Below are 16,256 nucleotides of genomic sequence, written 5' to 3'. Positions count from 1 at the left end.
TCGACACTAACGCGGCGCAGTCACCCGGATGCATTGGGTAATGGCACGGAATCGCGCGGGCTGGGTACGTACGTTCTCATGAGCCAGCGGTATTCAATCAGCCAATCGGAATCCGACGTTCAGACGCCCGCCATTCCGGCGTCGACGTACCGTCTCCAGCTGACGCCCGCGTTCCCGTTCGCGGCGGCCGAGGCAGCCGTACCGTACCTCGCGTCGCTCGGAGTGTCACACCTCCACTTGTCGCCCGTCCTGGAGGCCGTTCCGGGTTCGGCGCACGGGTACGACGTCACCGACCACGGGCGGGTGCGGGAGGAGCTCGGCGGCGAACGGGGTCTGCGCGCGCTCGCCGCCGCCGCGCGGGAGCGGGGGCTCGGCCTCGTGCTCGACATCGTCCCGAACCACATGGCGCTGCCGTCGCCGCTGCGGCTGAACCGGCCGCTGTGGGAGGTGCTGCGGGAGGGGCCGGGGTCGCCGTACGCGCGGTGGTTCGACGTGGACTGGGACGCGGGCGGCGGGCAGCTCCTGCTGCCGGTGCTCGCGGGGCCGGACGAGCCCTTCACGGTGGACGCCGGCGCGGGCCTGCTGCGGTGCGGGGAGCGGGAGTTCCCGCTGCGCGCGGGGACGGCCGGGCTGCCGCTGCCGGAGCTGCTGGCCGCCCAGTGGTACCGGCCGGCGTGGTGGCGCGAGGCCCGGACCGCCCTCAACTACCGCCGGTTCTTCACCATTTCGGACCTGATCGGGGTACGGGTGGAGGACCCGGCCGTCTTCGCCGCGACCCACGCCAAGGTGCTGGAGCTGGTCCGCGACGGGGTGGCGGCGGGGCTGCGGATCGACCACGTCGACGGACTGGCCGACCCCGAGCAGTACCTGCGGCGGCTGCGGGCGGCGGCGGGCGAAGGCTGCTGGGTGGTCGTGGAGAAGATCCTGGCCCGCGACGAGGACCTCCCGCAGGCCTGGCCGGTGGCGGGCACCACCGGGTACGACGCGCTGCACCGGGTGGACGGGGTGTTCACGGACGGCGCGGGGGCGGCCGAACTGGCGTCCCTGTACGGGGAGTCGACGGGCGCACCCGGCTGGGAGGAGACGGCCTCGGCCGCCGCCCGGGAGGTCCTGGCCGGCGACCTGGCCGCCGAGCTCGGCACGCTGGAACGGTGGGCCGGGCCGGGGGCGGCCGCGGCCGTGTCGGAGCTGCTCGTCGCCTCACGCGTCTACCGGACGTACCCCGGCGGGCCGGGACCGGACGCGCGGACCCTGGAACGGGCCGCCGCGCGGGCCGGGTCGGCCTCGGTGGACTCCGTACGGGCCCGGCTGGAGGCCGACCCGGCCTTCGCGGCTCGCTTCGCCCAGACCTCGGCGGCCCTGCGCGCCAAGTCCCTTGAGGACCGGGCCTTCTACCGCTGGGCGCCGCTGCTGTCGGCGACGGAGGTCGGCGGTGAGCCGGGCGGCCCGGCGGTGCCGGCGGCGGAGTTCCACGCGTACTGCGCGGACCGCGAACGGGACTGGCCCGCCTCGGGCACGGTCCTGTCCACCCACGACACGAAGCGCAGCGCGGACGTCCGCGCCCGCATCGCGGTGCTCTCGCAGGCCCCGGGGGCGGCGGGGCGGGCCGGTGCGGGTGGTGGGGCCGGTAGGGGCGGCGGGGGCGATCCGCAGCTGGCGTGGGTGGCCCGGCAGAGCGCGCTCGGGCTGGGGGACGTCCCCGAGCGGGGACCCCGCCTGGCGGCGGCCCTGCTCAAGGCCGCCCGGGAGGCGGGGCTGCGCACCTCCTGGACCGACCCCGACGAGGCGTACGAGGCGGGCATCGCGGACCTCGTCCCCCCGGCGGCGGTGGAGCTGCCGCCGGAACTCGCGGAGGCGGCCCGGGCCAACGTGCTGGGCATGACCCTGCTCCACCTGACCATGCCGGGGGTGCCGGAGGTCTACCAGGGCTCCGAGTACGAGTACCGCGCCCTGGTGGACCCGGACAACCGCCGCCCGGCCGTGTTCCCCCGGGAGGCCCTGGCCGCCCTGGACGCGGGCGCCGCGCCGCTGACCCTCGCGCAGGAGAAGCTCGCCCTGACGACCGCCCTGCTCCGGCTGCGCCGCACCCGCCCGGCCGTGTTCCGGGGCTACGCCCCGCTGACCGCCCGCGGCCCGGCGTCCGAGCACTGCCTGGCCTACACCCGCCCGGGCGGCCTCGTGGCGGTGGCCACCCGCCTCTCCCACCGCCTGGCGGAGGCGGGCGGCTGGCGGGACACCGCCCTCCCCCTCCCCCCGGGCCGGTGGCACCCGGCCCACGGCCCGACCCCGCCGTCCCCGTACGAGGGCGAGGTCCGGCTGTCGCGGCTGCTGGCGGCGGGGCCGGTGGCCGCTCTGGTCCGGGCGGGGTAGGGAGGCGGGCTAGGCTCGCGTGGGGCGGATCATCGCGGTGAGGAGGGGGGAGTCGGGGGACAGCCGGCAGGTTCCGATGGCGGTGTAGCCCCAGGATTCGTAGACGCGGCGCACCTTTCCGTCTCCGGCCGCCGGGTTGACCAGCAGGGACGCGGACGGTTCCGGCCGGCCGGCGAGGAGCGCGTCGTGCAGGGTGCGGGCCAGGCCCGTGCCCCGGTGGGGGACCGTCACCCCGATCTCCCTCAGGGCCAGGGCCGGCTCCCGGGTGTGCCGCTCGTCCACCTCACTCATCCGCCTCCACCAGAGGTCCCCGGCCTCCACGGTGTTGCCGTAGGCGTAGCCGACGGGCCGGTCCTCTGCGTCGAACGCCAGCACCGCCCCGAACCCGGGCGTACGGCCGTACCGTTCGAGGCGCTCGGCGACCGCGGGCACGGCGTAGTCCGGCAGGTGGAGCAACGGCTCGCGCACCTGCGCGTACACCGCCAGCAGGGACGCGGCGACCTGCTCCACGTCGGTGTAGCGGCGGATTTCGGTCTTCATGACGACTGCCTCCGGAGGCGAGGGGGTTCTCATGGGCACGTGAGGGGCCTTCAGAGGGACATTCAAACGCCCCGCCCGCGCACCGGCACAGACGTTCGGGTGCAGTAGGGCGGGGGCGGGGCGGGCATGGCATGGGGGTGAGTCTCCTTCGTGACACGCCTTATCCCGGCCCGCACGAACTCGCCCTGGCCGCCCGGGCGCTGGCGGACGCGTACCCCGGGCGGGCACGGCTGCGGCAGGTCGGGGAGTCGCGGGCCGGGCGGCCGCTGTGGATGCTCTCCGTCGGCGGGCGCGGGGACCGGGAGGTGCTGGTCGTCGCCGGGGCGCACGCCAACGAGCCCGTCGGCGGGGCGACCGCGCTGGAGCTCGCGCGGCGGCTGGCCGGGGCGCCCGGCGGCGGAACGGGGTGGCACTTCCTGCTCTGCGCCGACCCCGACGGGGCGGCGCTGCACCGCACCCCCCGTCCCTCGTCCCTCCTCGACTACCACCGGCACTTCTACCGGCCGCCCGGGCCCGAACAGCCCGAGTGGGCGCCCTCGCTGCTCCCCCTGGACGGGCTCCCGCCCGAGACGCTCGCGCTGACCGGGCTGATCGACGAGCTGCGTCCCGTCCTCCAGGTCTCCCTGCACGGTACGGATCTCGGCGGCTCCTGGGTGCAGCTCACCCGGGACCTGCCGGGGCTGGCGGAGCCCTTCGGGAAGTCGGCCGCCGAGCTGCGGATCCCGGTGGAGACCGGGGCCTCCGACGCCTCCGGGTGGCCCTCCCCCGGCCCGGGGATCTTCGTGATGCCGGAGGCGGGGGTCATGGGGTCGCACTCCGAGGACACCCGGCTCAGCACCTGGTGCCACCGCGCGACCACCACCGCGATCGTCGAGGTGCCCATGTGGGCCTCCGACCTGGTGGACGATCCCGCCCCGCACCCGGACCCGGCGGGCGCCCTGCGGGCGCTGGCCGGGCGGCTGGCCGGGGAGGCGGCGCGGGTGGCCGAGCTGCGCGAGGGGGTCGGTGCGGCGGACCCGGACGCCGCCGCGCTGCTGCGGGCGGTGGACTGGACGCTGCGGCTGATCCCGCAGGTCACCGCCGGGTGGGCGGGTCCGGGGGCGCCGCCGGGGACGACCACGGCCGCCGTGGGGAGCGTCGACGCGTTCGGGCGGCGGCTGTCGCTGCGCGCCGCCGCGATGCTGCTGCGGGCGGCGCGGGCGCAGGGGCATCCGGCGGCGGCGGAGCTGGACCGGCTGGTGGCGGGGTGGTGCGGGAGCTTCTCGGCCCGGTTCCGGGCCCGCCGGGTGGCGGTGGCCACGCAGGTGGAGCACCAGGCCCGTACGGTCCTCGCCGCCCACCGGTGTCTTCAGACGGGCCAGGCGTAGCGGCGCTTGGGCCGGCCCGTGGCGCCCAGCCGGTCGTAGAAGCGGACGGCGCCCTCGTTCCAGTCCGGGGTCTGCCACTGGACGTGGCCGAGGCCGCGCTCGCGGGCGAGGTCCGCCACGCCCGCCATCAGGGCGGCGCCCAGGCCGTGGCCCCTGGCCTCCTCCGTCAGGTAGAGGCAGTCCATGTGGAGGTAGGAGGCGGCGTCCCAGAAGGCGAACTCCTCGGAGCAGGCGGCGTATCCCGCCACCGTGCCGTCCGGGGTCTCGGCGAGGAGCACGCGCAGCCGGGTGTCCTCGGCGAAGAGGAGGGGGCCGAGCCGGTCGGCGAGGTCCGCGGGCCTGGGCGTCGACCTCTCGTACGCGACGTGCTCGTGGATGAGCTCGACGAGGCGGGGCAGGTCCTGCGGCCGTACCGGGCGGACGGGGGAAGGGGAGTCCGGGGCGTGGTTCATGGGACGACATCCTGCCGCCCCCGTACGGCGGTCCGCGCGCCGGCCGGCCCGGTCCGTCAGCTGTCCGACAAGCGGAAGATCATCCTCCCGAACCCGATCTGGTCCCCCACTCTTACGACGGCCACCCCCGTGACCCGGCGCCCGTTGACGGTGGTGCCGTTGGTGGAGCCGAGGTCCTTGACCAGCCAGGTCCCGTCCCGCATGCTCAGCTCCGCATGGGCCCGCGAGACGGTCTCGTGGCTGAGCCGGAGCCCGTTGCCCGGGTCGCGGCCGATCCGCAGCGGGCCGGCGGCCGGGTGCGGGAGCAGCAGCGCCGGCAGCCGTTCGGCCTGCCAGGCCCGCCGGACCCCCACCGACACCGCCGAGGCCCGCCCCACCCAGCCGAACAGACGGCGGGTCCAGGGGGTTTCGGGGCCCAGCGGCCCCTGGCGGGTCTGGAGGTCGGCCAGCAGCACGGCCAGGTCCTCGGAGCGGCGGGCGACCAGCGCGAGTTCCATGCGGCGCAGGAAGGTGTCGTGCGACAGTCTGCCGAGGGCCGCACCCTCCCTGAGCTGGCCCAGCGCCCGGTCCCGCTCCGCGTCGGACACGCGCGGGACGGGAAAGGCGGGGAACTCGAAACTCGACGTCACAGGGTGATTGTCGGCCCGTCGGGTGCGGAGTGTCCAGAACTCCCCCGGCAGGCCCTGAATGATGGGCACGATACGTGTGACACGTCGCCGGGAGCGAGGGGACCGTCCGTGCAGTTCGAGGTGTGGGCACCGCTGACAGGCCGGGTCGCGCTGCGACTGAACGACACCGCCTACGAGATGGCCCCCGACCCGGCCCCGGACCGCCCGGGCTGGTGGACCGTCGAGGCCCCGGCGGCCGACGGCGACCGGTACGGGTTCCGGCTGGGCGAGGATCCGGCGGTCCGCCCGGACCCGCGCGGCCGGCGCATGCCGGACGGCACCGGGGGCCTCTCCGCCGTGGTGGACTTCGAGCCCCTCACCCCCCGCACCGCGCCCCCGCGCGTCCCGCTCCAGGACGCGGTGCTGTACGAGCTGCACGTCGGCACCTTCACCCCCGAGGGCACCTTCGACGCCGCGGCCGCCCGCCTGGGGCACCTGGTCTCGCTGGGCGTCACGCACGTGGAGCTGATGCCGGTCTGCCCCTTCCCGGGCCGGCACGGCTGGGGCTACGACGGGGTGGCGCCGTGGGCGGTGCACGAGCCGTACGGAGGGCCGGCGGGGCTGGCCCGGTTCGTGGAGGCGGCGCACGCGGCGGGGCTCGGGGTGGTCCTGGACGTGGTCCACAACCACCTGGGCCCCTCCGGCAACCACCTCCCGGCCTTCGGCCCCTACTTCACGGACACCCACCACACTCCGTGGGGCGCGGCGGTGAACCTGGACGCGCCGGGTTCCGACGAGGTGCGGGCGTACCTGATCGGCAGCGCCCTCGCCTGGCTGCGGGACTACCGGATCGACGGGCTGCGGCTGGACGCCGTGCACGCGCTGGCCGACGGGCGGGCGCTGCCCTTCCTGGAGGAGCTGTCGGCGGCCGTGGACGCGCTGGCCGCCGAGTCGGCGCGGCCGCTGTTCCTGATCGCCGAGTCCGACCGGTGCGACCCCCGCCTCACGACGCCGCGCCCCGCCGGCGGGCTGGGTGTGCACGCGCAGTGGAACGACGACTTCCACCACGCGCTGCACTGTGCGCTGACCGGTGAATCCCAGGGCTACTACGCCGACTTCGCCGCGGCCCCGCTGGCCGCCCTGGCGAAGACCCTGACCCGGGCGTTCTTCCACGACGGCACCCGGTCCTCCTTCCGGGGCCGCACCCACGGCCGGCCGGTGGACCGCCGGCGCACCCCCGCGCACCGGTTCCTCGGCTACACGCAGACCCACGACCAGGTGGGCAACCGGGCGCTGGGCGACCGGCCGTCGGCCTCCCTGTCCCCCGGGCTGCTGGCCTGCGCGGCGACGCTGGCGCTGACGGGCCCGTTCGTGCCGATGCTGTTCATGGGTGAGGAGTGGGGGGCGGGGACGCCCTGGCAGTACTTCACCGACCACGGCGATCCGGAGCTGGCCGAGGCCGTGCGCGGCGGCCGGCGGCGGGAGTTCGCGGCGCACGGCTGGAAGGCGGAGGAGGTGCCGGACCCGCAGGCTCCGGCGACGCGGGAGCGGTCCTGCCTGGACTGGGCGGAGCCGGAACGGGAGTCGCACGCCTGGCTGCTGGAGTGGTACCGGACGCTGATCCGGCTGCGCCGCTCGCAGCCGGACCTGCGCGACCCGGACCTGGCGGCGGTCCGGGTCGCCTTCGACGAGGAGCGGCGGTGGCTGACGTTCCGGCGGGGCGACGTGCGGGTGGTCGTCAACCTGGGGACGGAGTCGGTGACGGTGGCGCTCGGCCGCAACGGGGTGCGGGTGCTGGCCTCGTGGGAGCCGGTGGAGCATCCGGGGCCCGACGGGCGCCTGCACGTTCCGGGCGAGTCGGCGGTGGTGCTGGGCCCGTAGGGCCTTCCCGGCCTACTCCACCACCGCCAGCTCCCGCGGGGCCTGGTTGAGCCGGCGGCCGCCGGCGGCGGTGACCGTGACGATGTCCTCGATGCGGACGCCGAAGCGGCCGGGCAGGTAGACGCCGGGCTCCACGGAGAAGCACATGCCGGGGACGAGGGGCTGCTCCTCGCCCTCGACCATGTACGGGGGTTCGTGCGTGGTGACGCCGATGCCGTGCCCGGTGCGGTGGATGAAGCGGTCGCCGTAGCCGAACTCGGTGATGACGGCGCGGGCGGCGCGGTCGACGTCCTGGCAGGCGGCGCCGGGGCGGACGGCGGCGAAGCCGGCCTGCTGGGCCTCGCGGACGACGTCGTGGACGCGCTGTTCCTCGGCGGTGGGTTCGCCGACGTGGACGGTGCGGGAGATGTCGGATCCGTAGCCGTGCTTGAGGCCGCCGAAGTCGAGGACGACCATGTCGCCGTGGCGGATGACGCGGTCGCCGGCCTCGTGGTGCGGGTTGGCGCCGTTGGGGCCGGAGCCGACGACGGTGAAGTCCACCTGGGAGTGGCCGTGCGCCCGCAGCAGGCCGGCGAGGTCGGCGGCGACGTCGCTCTCGCGGCGGCCGGCGAAGGGGACGTGGAGGATCTGCGCGTAGGCGGCGTCGGCGGCCGCCGCGGCGGCCTCCAGGCGGGCGAGTTCGCGGTCGTCCTTGACGGCGCGGAGCATCGGCAGGGCCGCGGTGAGCGGGGTGTAGGAGGTGGCGGGCAGCTCCCGCTGCAGGCCCAGGAGGTGCAGGGCCCAGGTGTTGTCGCTGACGCCGAAGCGGCCGGAGACGTCGAGCAGCGGGGCGGTCAGGGCGTACGGGTCCTTGCCGTCGGTCCAGTCGCGCAGGGTGAGGGCGCCGGCGCCGGGGGCCTTCGCGGCGTCGGGGGCCTCCAGGGCGGGGACGACGAGGACGGGGTCCTGGCCGACGGCGAGGACGAGCAGGGTGAGCCGCTCGGTCTCGGCGGTGGGGCGGTACCCGGTGAGGTGGGTGAGGTCGGGGCCGGGGGCGATGAGCAGGCCGGCCAGGCCGGCGTCGGCTGCGGCCTGCGCGGCGGCGGCCATGCGGGCGGCGTGGTCGGCGGTGGTGAAGGGGGCCGGTTCGGGGTGGGCGGCCCCGGCGGGGGCGGGCTCAGGGCTGGGTGCGGTGGTCATACGGGGATCCTGCCGTGAGGCGGTGGGCGAGCGCAGCGGCCGCGCCGGACTGGGTCGCGGGCGCGAGGAGTTCCGTACGGTGCACCAGGCGCGGGGCGTCGAGGGGGACGGCGACCCCGGCGCCGGGGCCCCGGGCGGCGGCGGTCTCGGCGACGGTCCGGGGCAGCAGGACGAGGCCGTGTCCGGCGGCGGCGAGGGCGCACAGGGCGTGCAGGTCGGTGCCCTCGTAGCGCAGGGCGGTGCGGGCGGAGCCGTGGGCGGCGGTGAGGGGCAGGCCCGCGTCGGGGGCGTCGAGCCAGCGGGCGTCGGCGAGGTCGTCGAGCCGGACGGCGGCCCGCCCGGCGAAGGGGTGTCCGGCGGGGAGGAGGAGGGCCAGTTCCTCCTCGCCGACCCCGGTGGTCCTCAACGGGGCCACGTCGGGCAGCCGCAGGGGGTCGCTGGGGGCGGCGAGTCCGTCGACGAGGCCGAGGTCGCAGTCCCCGGCGGCGACGGCGGCGGGCACCCGGTCCGGGGGCAGGACGCGCAGGGTGACCCCGGTGGCGGGGAGGGCCGCGAGCAGGCGGGGGCCGACGGCGAGGGGGGAGGCGGCGAGGGTGACCCGGCCGGGCGGGGCGGCGGCCAGCCGCAGCACGTCGGCGCGGGCGGCGTCGAGCCGCAGCAGGAGGGGTCCGGCGTGTTCGAGGAGCCGGGCTCCGGCGGGGGTGGGGGCGACGGGGCGCCGGGTGAGGAGCTCGGTGCGCAGGTCGGCTTCGAGGGCGGCGATGTGCTGGGAGACGGCGGACTGGGTGTAGCCGAGTTCCCGGGCGGCGGCGGAGAAGGAGGCGAGGCGGGTGACGGCGACGAAGGTGCGCAGGAGGTGCGGGTCCATGGCGTCATGATCCCAGGGGCGGGCGCCAGGGTCATCAGCGCTGCTTATCGACCATCCAGGAACAATCGTTGGCGCTGAAGTGGGACTGGCCTTCAGGATGATCCCCATGACCACCGCACAGGCCGCCCCGGCCGCTCTCCCCCCGCTCTCCCCCGTCGCCCCCGTGGCCCGGATCGCCCTGGTCGGCGACCGTTCCCCGCACGTGAAGTCCCACACCCGGATCCCGCTCCTGCTCGACGCGCTGGCCGCGCGGGAGGGGCTGGTGCTCGACGCCTACTGGATCCCGACCGCGGACGCCTGCGCGGAGGCGGAGGCCGGGACGCTGGCCCGGTTCGACGCGGTGTGGGTGCTGCCGGGCAGCCCGTACGCCAGCGAGGCGGGGGCGCTGGCCGCGATCCGGGTGGCGCGGGAGGAGGGCATCCCCTTCCTCGGCACCTGCGGCGGGTTCCAGCACGCCCTGCTGGAGTACGCCCGCGCGGTGTGCGGTCTGACGGGGGTCGCGCACGCGGAGAACGACCCCGATGCGGACGACCTGCTGATCGCGCCGCTCGCCTGCTCGCTCGTCGGGCACGAGGGCGTCGTACGGGCGCAGCCCGGCTCGCTCGCGGAGTCGGTGCTCGGGGCCGAGCGGTCGATGGAGCGCTACCACTGCAACTACGGGCCGGCCCCGCGGCACCTGCCGGAGCTCACCGCGCACGGGCTGCGGCTGTCGGGGCACGACGAGGAGGGGCAGGTGCGCATGGCGGAACTGCCGGGGCACCCGTTCTTCCTGGCCACGCTCTTCCAGCCGGAGCTCGCCGGGGACGGCACGCGGCCGCATCCGGTGGTCCGGGCCCTGGCCGCGGCGGCCGTCGCGCACGCGGCGCGGCGCGCGGACGGGGTCGTGGCCCGGCTGGCGGCGAGCCTGGCGGGCAGCCGGGCCGCCGGTTGACCCGTCGCGGAACCACCCGTCTGATCGGCTATGCTGTGCTTGCACGACGAACGGACGGTCCGCCGCCCTTCGTGGTGGGTGTAGCTCAGTTGGTAGAGCACCTGGTTGTGGTCCAGGTGGCCGCGGGTTCAAGTCCCGTCACTCACCCTTTCCGTCCCGTAGGGGGTACGAGGTCCGCCTCGTACCCCCTACGGGCGTTCTCGCGTCCGTTCAGCCGCGGAGGTAGGCCTCCACCTCCGTGACGAAGGCCACGGGGGTCTCGTGGGGCGGGTAGTGGCCGGCGCCCGGAACGGTGACGACCCTGCAGTCCGGGTACCAGGCCTGCCAGGTGGCCCGCATCACATCGGCCGTGAGGGCGAGGTCGTACTCCCCGACGAGGACGAGGACCGGCACCGTGTTCCCCTTGACGGCGGAGGACAGGTCGCGGGGCTGCCAGTCGGCGAGGTAGCCGGCGAAGGCCTCGGGGCGGGAGACCTCGACGGAGTGGGCGACCATCCGGTCCAGCCAGTGGCCGCTCGCGCGGTGGCCGGTGACGAGGTCGAGGATGGTGCGGCGCTTGGCGGGGTCGCCGGCGGCGCCGTAGAAGAGGGCGTGGGTGGCGTCGTCCATCGCGTAGGGCGCGGCCGGCACCGGGCAGAGGCCGATCAGCTTCTCGATCCGCTCGGGCGCCCGGACCAGGACCTGCTGGACGGCCTTGCCGCCCATGGAGTGGCCGAGCAGGGAGAAGGTGTCCCAGCCGAGTTCGTCGGCGAGCCCGAGGACGTCGTCGGCGATCTCGGGGAGGGTGTAGCGGCTGGGGACGTCACGGCGGCGGCCGTAGCCGCGGTAGTCGAGGAAGGCGTAGGAGAACCCCTTCGGGTCCAGGTAGTCCAGCACGGAGCCCCAGTTGTCGGAGGTCCCGAACCAGTCGTGCAGCACGATGACGCGGACGGGTCCGGTGCCGATCCTGCGGTGGGCGATGGCCATGCGTTCTCCCTGGGTGACGGTGTGGTGGATCCCGACCCCGTTCGTTCTGCCCACCGGCCCTACGATCACACCGTGCAGTCCGAACCGCTCCGCCGACCACTGGTCATGGGGGCCTTCTCGCGCGCCGACGGCGCCCGCCACCCCCACCATCCCGGGAGCTACGAGATCAGCGACCCGGCCGAGATCCGCGAGGTCCGGGCCGTCCGCCGGATAGGGCGCCAGCGGGCCGCCGCCGCGGCCGCCAAGGGGGTCGTCTTCTGCTCCTGCGGGGACGACGACGGCACCGCGCACCCCACACCCGAGTCGAACCGGCTCCTCGACCCGCTCTCGCCCGACGGCATCCCCGCCCGGCACCGGGACCGGTGGGCCGGGGCGGCGCCCGAGGGGCTGCGGGAGTACGCCCGGGCGCTGGCCGGGGGCGAGGAGGAGCCCGGCCCGCCGCGCGGGGTGGCCTACGCGGTGGTCTTCGGCTGGCTCGGCGCCCCGCGCGCCCAGCCCCGCGACGCGGCGTGGCTGCTGGCCGAGCGCGGCCCTTCGCGGCTGCTGGCCGGGGTGCCCACGGAGGAACTGGCCTGGGCGGTGCGGGAGACGGACCGGGCCGGGCTGGAGGGGGCCGTGCGGTTCTTCGCGAGCGAGGAGTTCACCACCCGCCACCCCAAGCGCCGGCGCGTCCCCGACACCGCCCGGGACCTGCTGCTGCGGCACGCGCGCGGCCACCGCCCCGCGGACCTGGCGGTCCTGGAGCGGCGGCTGCTGCGCACACCGGACGACCGGATCAGACGGTCTTGATCGCCGGGTCCGAGACGCCCGCCGCGCCCGTCTCGACGTGGCCCGCGAAGCGGCGCACGAAGGTGGTGTCGGCGTCGGAGACCACCGTCACGTCGTACCAGCGGCCGGAGGCGCGCAGGTCGACCGTGTAGGGGACGGTGGCGCCCGGGTTGACCTTGAAGGTCTGGGCGGCGCCGCCGTAGGCGTTGGTGACCGTCAGGTTCACCGCGGCGGTGCCGCCGTTGGTCAGGGTCAGCGCCAGGTTGCCGGTGGCCTCCACGTGGCGGGCCGTCACCTCGGGGCCGGCCTTCTTCGCCGGGCCCTTCCAGGTGCGCAGGAAGCCGTTGGGGCCCCAGACCGTCAGGTCGATCTTGTTGCCGGTGGAGCTGCTGGTGCTCCAGGTGTCCGAGAGGGTCTTGCCCGCCTCGACCGTGTAGGGCCAGGGGCCGTCCGTGCGGTTGCCGGAGGTGCTGTGGAAGTGGGCGCCGAGCTTCGGGCCGGAGGCGAAGGTCAGCGTGAACTTGCCGGTGGAGACGGCGCGCGCGCCGTCCACGTACGGGCTGTAGCCCAGGGCGCGGGTCGGCTTGGAGCCGGTCTCCTGCTTGGGCAGGGTGCCCGTCGCCGGCGGGACCGGGTGGTAGGAGGGGTGCGCGTTGTGGTCCGCCGGGACGTAGGCCCCGGTGGAGGGCAGGGAGGCGGGCGTCGCGTCGGCCTGCGTGAAGTCGAACGCCGAGGTCAGGTCGCCGCAGACGGACCGGCGCCAGGGCGAGATGTTGGGCTCCTGCACCCCGAAGCGCTTCTCCATGAAGCGGATCACCGAGGTGTGGTCGAAGGTCTCGGAGCAGACGTAGCCGCCCTTGCTCCACGGGGAGACCACGATCATCGGGACGCGCGGGCCCAGGCCGTACGGGCCGGCGTTGTAGCCGCCGCCGCCCGCGTACAGGTCGCGGGTGACGTCGGCGGTGGACAGGCCCCAGGCCGAGGAGGCCGGCGGGTACGGGGGCACGACGTGGTCGAAGAAGCCGTCGTTCTCGTCGTAGGTGATGAAGAACGCCGTCTTCGCCCACACCGCCGGGTTCGCGGTCAGCGCGTCCAGGACCTGGGAGATGTACCAGGCGCCGAAGTTGACGGGCCAGTTCGGGTGCTCGCTGAAGGCCTCGGGGGCCGCGATCCAGGAGACCTGCGGCAGGGTGCCGTTCACCACGTCCGCGCGGAGCTTGTCGAAGTAGCCCTCGCCCGCCTTGGCGTTGGTGCCCGTACGCGCCTTCTCGTACAGGGCGTCACCGGGCTGGGCGTTGCGGTAGCTGTTGAAGTACAGGAGGGAGTTGTCGCCGTAGTTGCCCCGGAAGGCGTCGCCGATCCAGCCCCAGCCGCCGGCGGCGTTCAGGCCGTCGCCGATGTCCTGGTAGATCTTCCAGGAGACCCCGGCCGCCTCCAGGCGCTCGGGGTAGGTCTTCCAGCCGTAGCCCGCCTCCTGGTTGCCGAGGACCGGGCCGCCGCCGGTGCCGTCGTTGCCGGTGTGGCCCGTCCACATGTAGTAGCGGTTCGGGTCGGTGGCGCCGATGAAGGAGCAGTGGTAGGCGTCGCACACGGTGAAGGCGTCGGCGAGGGCGTAGTGGAACGGGATGTCGTTCCGCGTCATGTACGCCATGGTGGTGGCCGTCTTCGCGGGCACCCACTTGTCGTACTTGCCGTTGTTGTACGCCTGGTGGCCGCCGGCCCAGTCGTGGTTGAGGCCCTCGACGAACTGCATGCCGAGGTCGCTGACCTGCGGATTGAAGGGCAGGATGTCCTTCGTGCCGTTGGACTGGTAGAAGACCGACTTCCCGTTGTCCTGGAGCACGGGCCGCGGGTCCCCGAAGCCGCGGACGCCCTTCATCGTGCCGAAGTACTGGTCGAAGGACCGGTTCTCCTGCATGAGGACGACGATGTGCTCGATGTCCTGGATGGTTCCGGTGCTGCCCTGCGCCGGTATGGAGGCGGCGCGGGCGATGCTCTCGTTCAGCATCGCGGCGGCGGCGGTGCCGCCCGCGATCTGGAGGAACCTGCGTCGGTTCAGTTCAGCCATGGTGTGACGACCTCTGGGGGTGAGGGGGGAGGGGCGCCCCAAGGACAGCGGGCCCGGGGTACCGGACGGAGATCCCCGTCTGACGACGGGCCGTACAGCGGGCGAACGGAAGCCTCCGGGGGCGGAACTCCCGAACGGACCGGACATCTGGTGGAATGACCTCCACAACACGGCACGGGGGGCGCGGGGCATGGCGGGGAACGGGGCCGGTCATACCGTGCGCCCCTGGGGCGGAACGGCTCTGGAAGCGGATCGCGGATCGGTTCGGGGAACGACGGTACGGGCAACAGGGCGCCGTGCGACAGACCCTGACGAGACGTCAGTGACGGTTGCCACCGGGACGGAGGGGGACGCGTGAGCCTTCCACAGCTCCACTACGACGGCGGGCCCGGCTTCGCCGCCGTGACGCCCGGAGTGTCCGAGGCGGTGCTGCGCGCGGCGGAGCCGCTCCTCGCGTACGAGCCGCCGCCGGGGGGCGCGGACCCCGGGGCGCTGAGCCTGAGCCTGCTCCCGGACGGCAGCCGGCTGCTGGCCCGCACGGCCGCCGCCGGGTCCGGTTTCCACGCGCACGCCGTCCACCTGCCGGGCGAGGCCCGGGGCGCCCTGCCGGTCACCGCCTGGGGTTCGGCGGGGTGGCGGGAGCGGACCCCGGCGGACGGGCCGCCGCCCGCGCTGGAGCGGATACCCGCGCCGGGTCCGTACGACCGGGCCGCGATGGCGGAGTTCGTCGCCGCCCGGGGGCCGTGGCTCGCCGCGTTCTTCGACGACGTGCGCCGGATCGCGGAGGAGCCGGGCGCTCCCCGCGTCATGCTGGTGGAGGCCGACGGGGCGGACGCGGCCCGGTGGATCATGCTGGCCTGCGGGGTGCTGCCGCACGCCCGGGGGCAGTGGCTGACCTTCACCACGTACACGCGGCGTCCGCTGTCCGCCCCGCAGCAGCTGGTCGGGGTCCTGCCGCGGGACGCCGGCGTACTGGCGGGCGGGGGGCGCCGGCACCGGGTGTACGAGGCCGCGCGCGGACCGGCCCCCGAGCCGCCCCGGGGACCGGCGGCCCTGTGGGCGCGGACGGCCGCCGCGGTCTGGCGGGCGGGCCGGCCGGAGCTGTTCGCGGAGGTGCGCCGGATCCCCGGGCAGCAGCCGTACGGGGCGGGCCCGCTGGCCGCGCTCGCGCTGGCGGCCGGGGTCCCGCTGGGGTCGGCGGCCCGGGCGGCGGCGGCCGAGTGGGCCGCCGGGCACCGGGACGCGCTGGACGGCGTACGGCTGCACGCGCTCGCCGGGGTGCTGGTCCGGCCGGGCGGGGAGCCGCGCGGGGCGGCGGAGGCGGCCGCGTCGGAGCGGCTGCTGGCGTCCCTGGACGCGGGGACCCGGAGCGCGCTCGCGGCGGAGCTGCGACCGGAGCTGCTGGCGGCGCCGGCCGACCCCGGGGGCGAACCGGCGCCGCTGGCCGCGCTGCTGCTGTCGGCCGCCGCCCTGGGCGCGGACACCGCCGGGGTGCTCCCGCAGGCGGCGCGGAGGCTGGCGTGGGCCCTGCTGGCGGATCCGGAGGAGGCGTACGGGGAGGAGGTCCGGGCCGCGCTGGCGGAGCTGCCGGCGCTGCGGGCCCTCGTGCTCGACCGCCTCGACGCCCTCGCGGCGGGCGACCCGCCCGCCGGGGCCCGGCTGTTCGCCCGGACCGGGTTCCGCCTGGGCGCGGCGGAGGCGCTGCCGCACCTGCGCATGTGCGCCCGGGGCCGCCCCGACGGGGACCGGGTGGTCGCGCTGGACGCCCTGCTGCGCGAGGCGGGCGCCTCCCCGTACGCGGAGCCGCTGGTCCTGCGGACGGGCATGCGGCTGGTGTGGGACGGCCGGGTCCCGACCCCGGTGGAGGCCCGTCTGCTCCTGGCCACGACGGGCGCCCCGGTCCACCGCCGCGCGGGCACCTGGGACCTCCTGGCCCGGGCGGCCGCCGAGGCCCCGGCCGCCGGGCCGGAGGTCCCGGAGCTGGCGGCGGAACTCCTGCGGCACTTCGCGGAGGAACTGCCGGCGGAGGTGGGCGCGGTGCTGCTGGAACGGGCGGAGGGGGCCGGGGCGGGCCGCTCCGGGATCCCGGAGCGGCTCTCGGACGCGGCGGGCCCCGAGGCCGGCCGGCCCGGCGTCGTGGCCCGCCTGCGGGAACGATTCGGCGGGGGCCTGCGGGGCTGAGCGGGGGTGCGGGGGCCGCTGCGCGGGGCGAGGTCCCCTACCCGCCCTTCGCCCGTTCCCCGGGGGCTCCGCCCCCG

General features: G+C 76.0%; 13 protein-coding genes and 1 tRNA gene. 7 read left to right on the top strand and 7 right to left on the bottom strand.

What is annotated here, in order from left to right:
- Positions 1–78 precede the first annotated feature (78 nt).
- Positions 79–2,370, top strand: a complete 2,292-nt coding sequence (gene treY / locus AB0O29_RS22930) for a malto-oligosyltrehalose synthase (protein WP_365154140.1) — start codon at positions 79–81, stop codon at positions 2,368–2,370.
- 9 nt (positions 2,371–2,379) lie between these two features.
- Here treY and AB0O29_RS22925 read toward each other — a convergent pair whose 3' ends face one another.
- Positions 2,380–2,910, bottom strand: coding sequence for a GNAT family N-acetyltransferase (locus AB0O29_RS22925; RefSeq protein ID WP_365154138.1), 531 nt, complete (start codon positions 2,908–2,910; stop codon positions 2,380–2,382).
- Positions 2,911–3,047: 137 nt separating this feature from the next.
- On the opposite strand from AB0O29_RS22925, the gene AB0O29_RS22920 reads away from it, so the two are divergent.
- Positions 3,048–4,277, top strand: a complete 1,230-nt coding sequence (locus AB0O29_RS22920; protein WP_365154136.1) for a M14 family zinc carboxypeptidase — start codon at positions 3,048–3,050, stop codon at positions 4,275–4,277.
- On the opposite strand, the gene AB0O29_RS22915 is transcribed toward AB0O29_RS22920, so the two are convergent.
- Positions 4,259–4,729, bottom strand: a complete 471-nt coding sequence (locus AB0O29_RS22915; protein WP_365154134.1) for a GNAT family N-acetyltransferase — start codon at positions 4,727–4,729, stop codon at positions 4,259–4,261. The genes AB0O29_RS22920 and AB0O29_RS22915 overlap by 19 nt on opposite strands.
- A gap of 56 nt (positions 4,730–4,785) precedes the next feature.
- On the bottom strand, positions 4,786–5,358 hold the full coding sequence (locus AB0O29_RS22910; RefSeq protein WP_365154132.1) for a DUF1707 and FHA domain-containing protein: 573 nt from the start codon (positions 5,356–5,358) through the stop codon (positions 4,786–4,788).
- Between the two features lie 108 nt (positions 5,359–5,466).
- Here AB0O29_RS22910 and treZ point away from each other — a divergent pair, with 108 nt between their 5' ends.
- Positions 5,467–7,218 (top strand): malto-oligosyltrehalose trehalohydrolase, encoded by a 1,752-nt coding sequence (gene treZ / locus AB0O29_RS22905; RefSeq protein ID WP_365154130.1) that lies wholly within the window; start codon positions 5,467–5,469, stop codon positions 7,216–7,218.
- 12 nt (positions 7,219–7,230) lie between these two features.
- Here the strand turns inward: treZ and AB0O29_RS22900 are convergent, their stop codons facing one another.
- Both AB0O29_RS22900 and AB0O29_RS22895 read right to left on the bottom strand, forming a co-directional pair.
- Complete coding sequence (locus tag AB0O29_RS22900) at positions 7,231–8,397, bottom strand: aminopeptidase P family protein (protein WP_365154129.1); 1,167 nt, start codon at positions 8,395–8,397, stop codon at positions 7,231–7,233.
- Entirely contained in the window at positions 8,375–9,265 is an 891-nt protein-coding gene (locus tag AB0O29_RS22895) for a LysR family transcriptional regulator (protein ID WP_365154127.1), read from the bottom strand. Before AB0O29_RS22895 ends, AB0O29_RS22900 begins: the two co-directional genes overlap by 23 nt.
- A gap of 106 nt (positions 9,266–9,371) precedes the next feature.
- Between AB0O29_RS22895 and AB0O29_RS22890 the strand changes: the two genes are divergently transcribed.
- Both AB0O29_RS22890 and AB0O29_RS22885 read left to right on the top strand, forming a co-directional pair.
- Complete coding sequence (locus AB0O29_RS22890) at positions 9,372–10,196, top strand: hypothetical protein (RefSeq protein WP_365154125.1); 825 nt, start codon at positions 9,372–9,374, stop codon at positions 10,194–10,196.
- Positions 10,197–10,270: 74 nt separating this feature from the next.
- A tRNA-His gene (locus tag AB0O29_RS22885) sits at positions 10,271–10,343 on the top strand.
- Between the two features lie 63 nt (positions 10,344–10,406).
- On the opposite strand, the gene AB0O29_RS22880 is transcribed toward AB0O29_RS22885, so the two are convergent.
- Positions 10,407–11,216 carry an alpha/beta hydrolase gene (locus AB0O29_RS22880; RefSeq protein ID WP_365154123.1) on the bottom strand — a complete coding sequence of 270 codons (810 nt, stop codon included), beginning with the start codon at positions 11,214–11,216 and terminating at the stop codon, positions 10,407–10,409.
- 18 nt (positions 11,217–11,234) lie between these two features.
- On the opposite strand from AB0O29_RS22880, the gene AB0O29_RS22875 reads away from it, so the two are divergent.
- Positions 11,235–11,951, top strand: coding sequence for a hypothetical protein (locus AB0O29_RS22875; RefSeq protein ID WP_365154121.1), 717 nt, complete (start codon positions 11,235–11,237; stop codon positions 11,949–11,951).
- Here AB0O29_RS22875 and AB0O29_RS22870 read toward each other — a convergent pair.
- Positions 11,938–13,998: a phosphocholine-specific phospholipase C gene (locus tag AB0O29_RS22870; protein ID WP_365154119.1), complete on the bottom strand. Its 2,061-nt coding sequence runs from the start codon at positions 13,996–13,998 to the stop codon at positions 11,938–11,940. The two genes, AB0O29_RS22875 and AB0O29_RS22870, sit on opposite strands and share 14 nt — an antisense overlap.
- Positions 13,999–14,352: 354 nt before the next feature.
- Here AB0O29_RS22870 and AB0O29_RS22865 point away from each other — a divergent pair, with 354 nt between their 5' ends.
- Complete coding sequence (locus tag AB0O29_RS22865; RefSeq protein WP_365154117.1) at positions 14,353–16,179, top strand: GTPase-associated protein 1-related protein; 1,827 nt, start codon at positions 14,353–14,355, stop codon at positions 16,177–16,179.
- Positions 16,180–16,256: the final 77 nt, after the last annotated feature.

This window comes from Streptomyces sp. NPDC089915, assembly GCF_040684675.1.
GTDB lineage: Bacteria > Actinomycetota > Actinomycetes > Streptomycetales > Streptomycetaceae > Streptomyces.
Note: the sequence above shows the minus strand (reverse complement) of the source record. Positions and strands in the feature narration are given on the sequence as shown.

Bases quoted from the DNA above. Each gene is read 5' to 3' on its own strand.
- AB0O29_RS22870 (WP_365154119.1), bottom strand. From the start codon at position 13,998: ATGGCTGAACTGAACCGACGCAGGTTCCTCCAGATCGCGGGCGGCACC.
- AB0O29_RS22895 (WP_365154127.1), bottom strand. From the start codon at position 9,265: ATGGACCCGCACCTCCTGCGCACCTTCGTCGCCGTCACCCGCCTCGCC.
- treY (WP_365154140.1), top strand. From the start codon at position 79: ATGAGCCAGCGGTATTCAATCAGCCAATCGGAATCCGACGTTCAGACG.
- AB0O29_RS22900 (WP_365154129.1), bottom strand. From the start codon at position 8,397: ATGACCACCGCACCCAGCCCTGAGCCCGCCCCCGCCGGGGCCGCCCAC.
- AB0O29_RS22925 (WP_365154138.1), bottom strand. From the start codon at position 2,910: ATGAAGACCGAAATCCGCCGCTACACCGACGTGGAGCAGGTCGCCGCG.
- AB0O29_RS22890 (WP_365154125.1), top strand. From the start codon at position 9,372: ATGACCACCGCACAGGCCGCCCCGGCCGCTCTCCCCCCGCTCTCCCCC.
- AB0O29_RS22915 (WP_365154134.1), bottom strand. From the start codon at position 4,729: ATGAACCACGCCCCGGACTCCCCTTCCCCCGTCCGCCCGGTACGGCCG.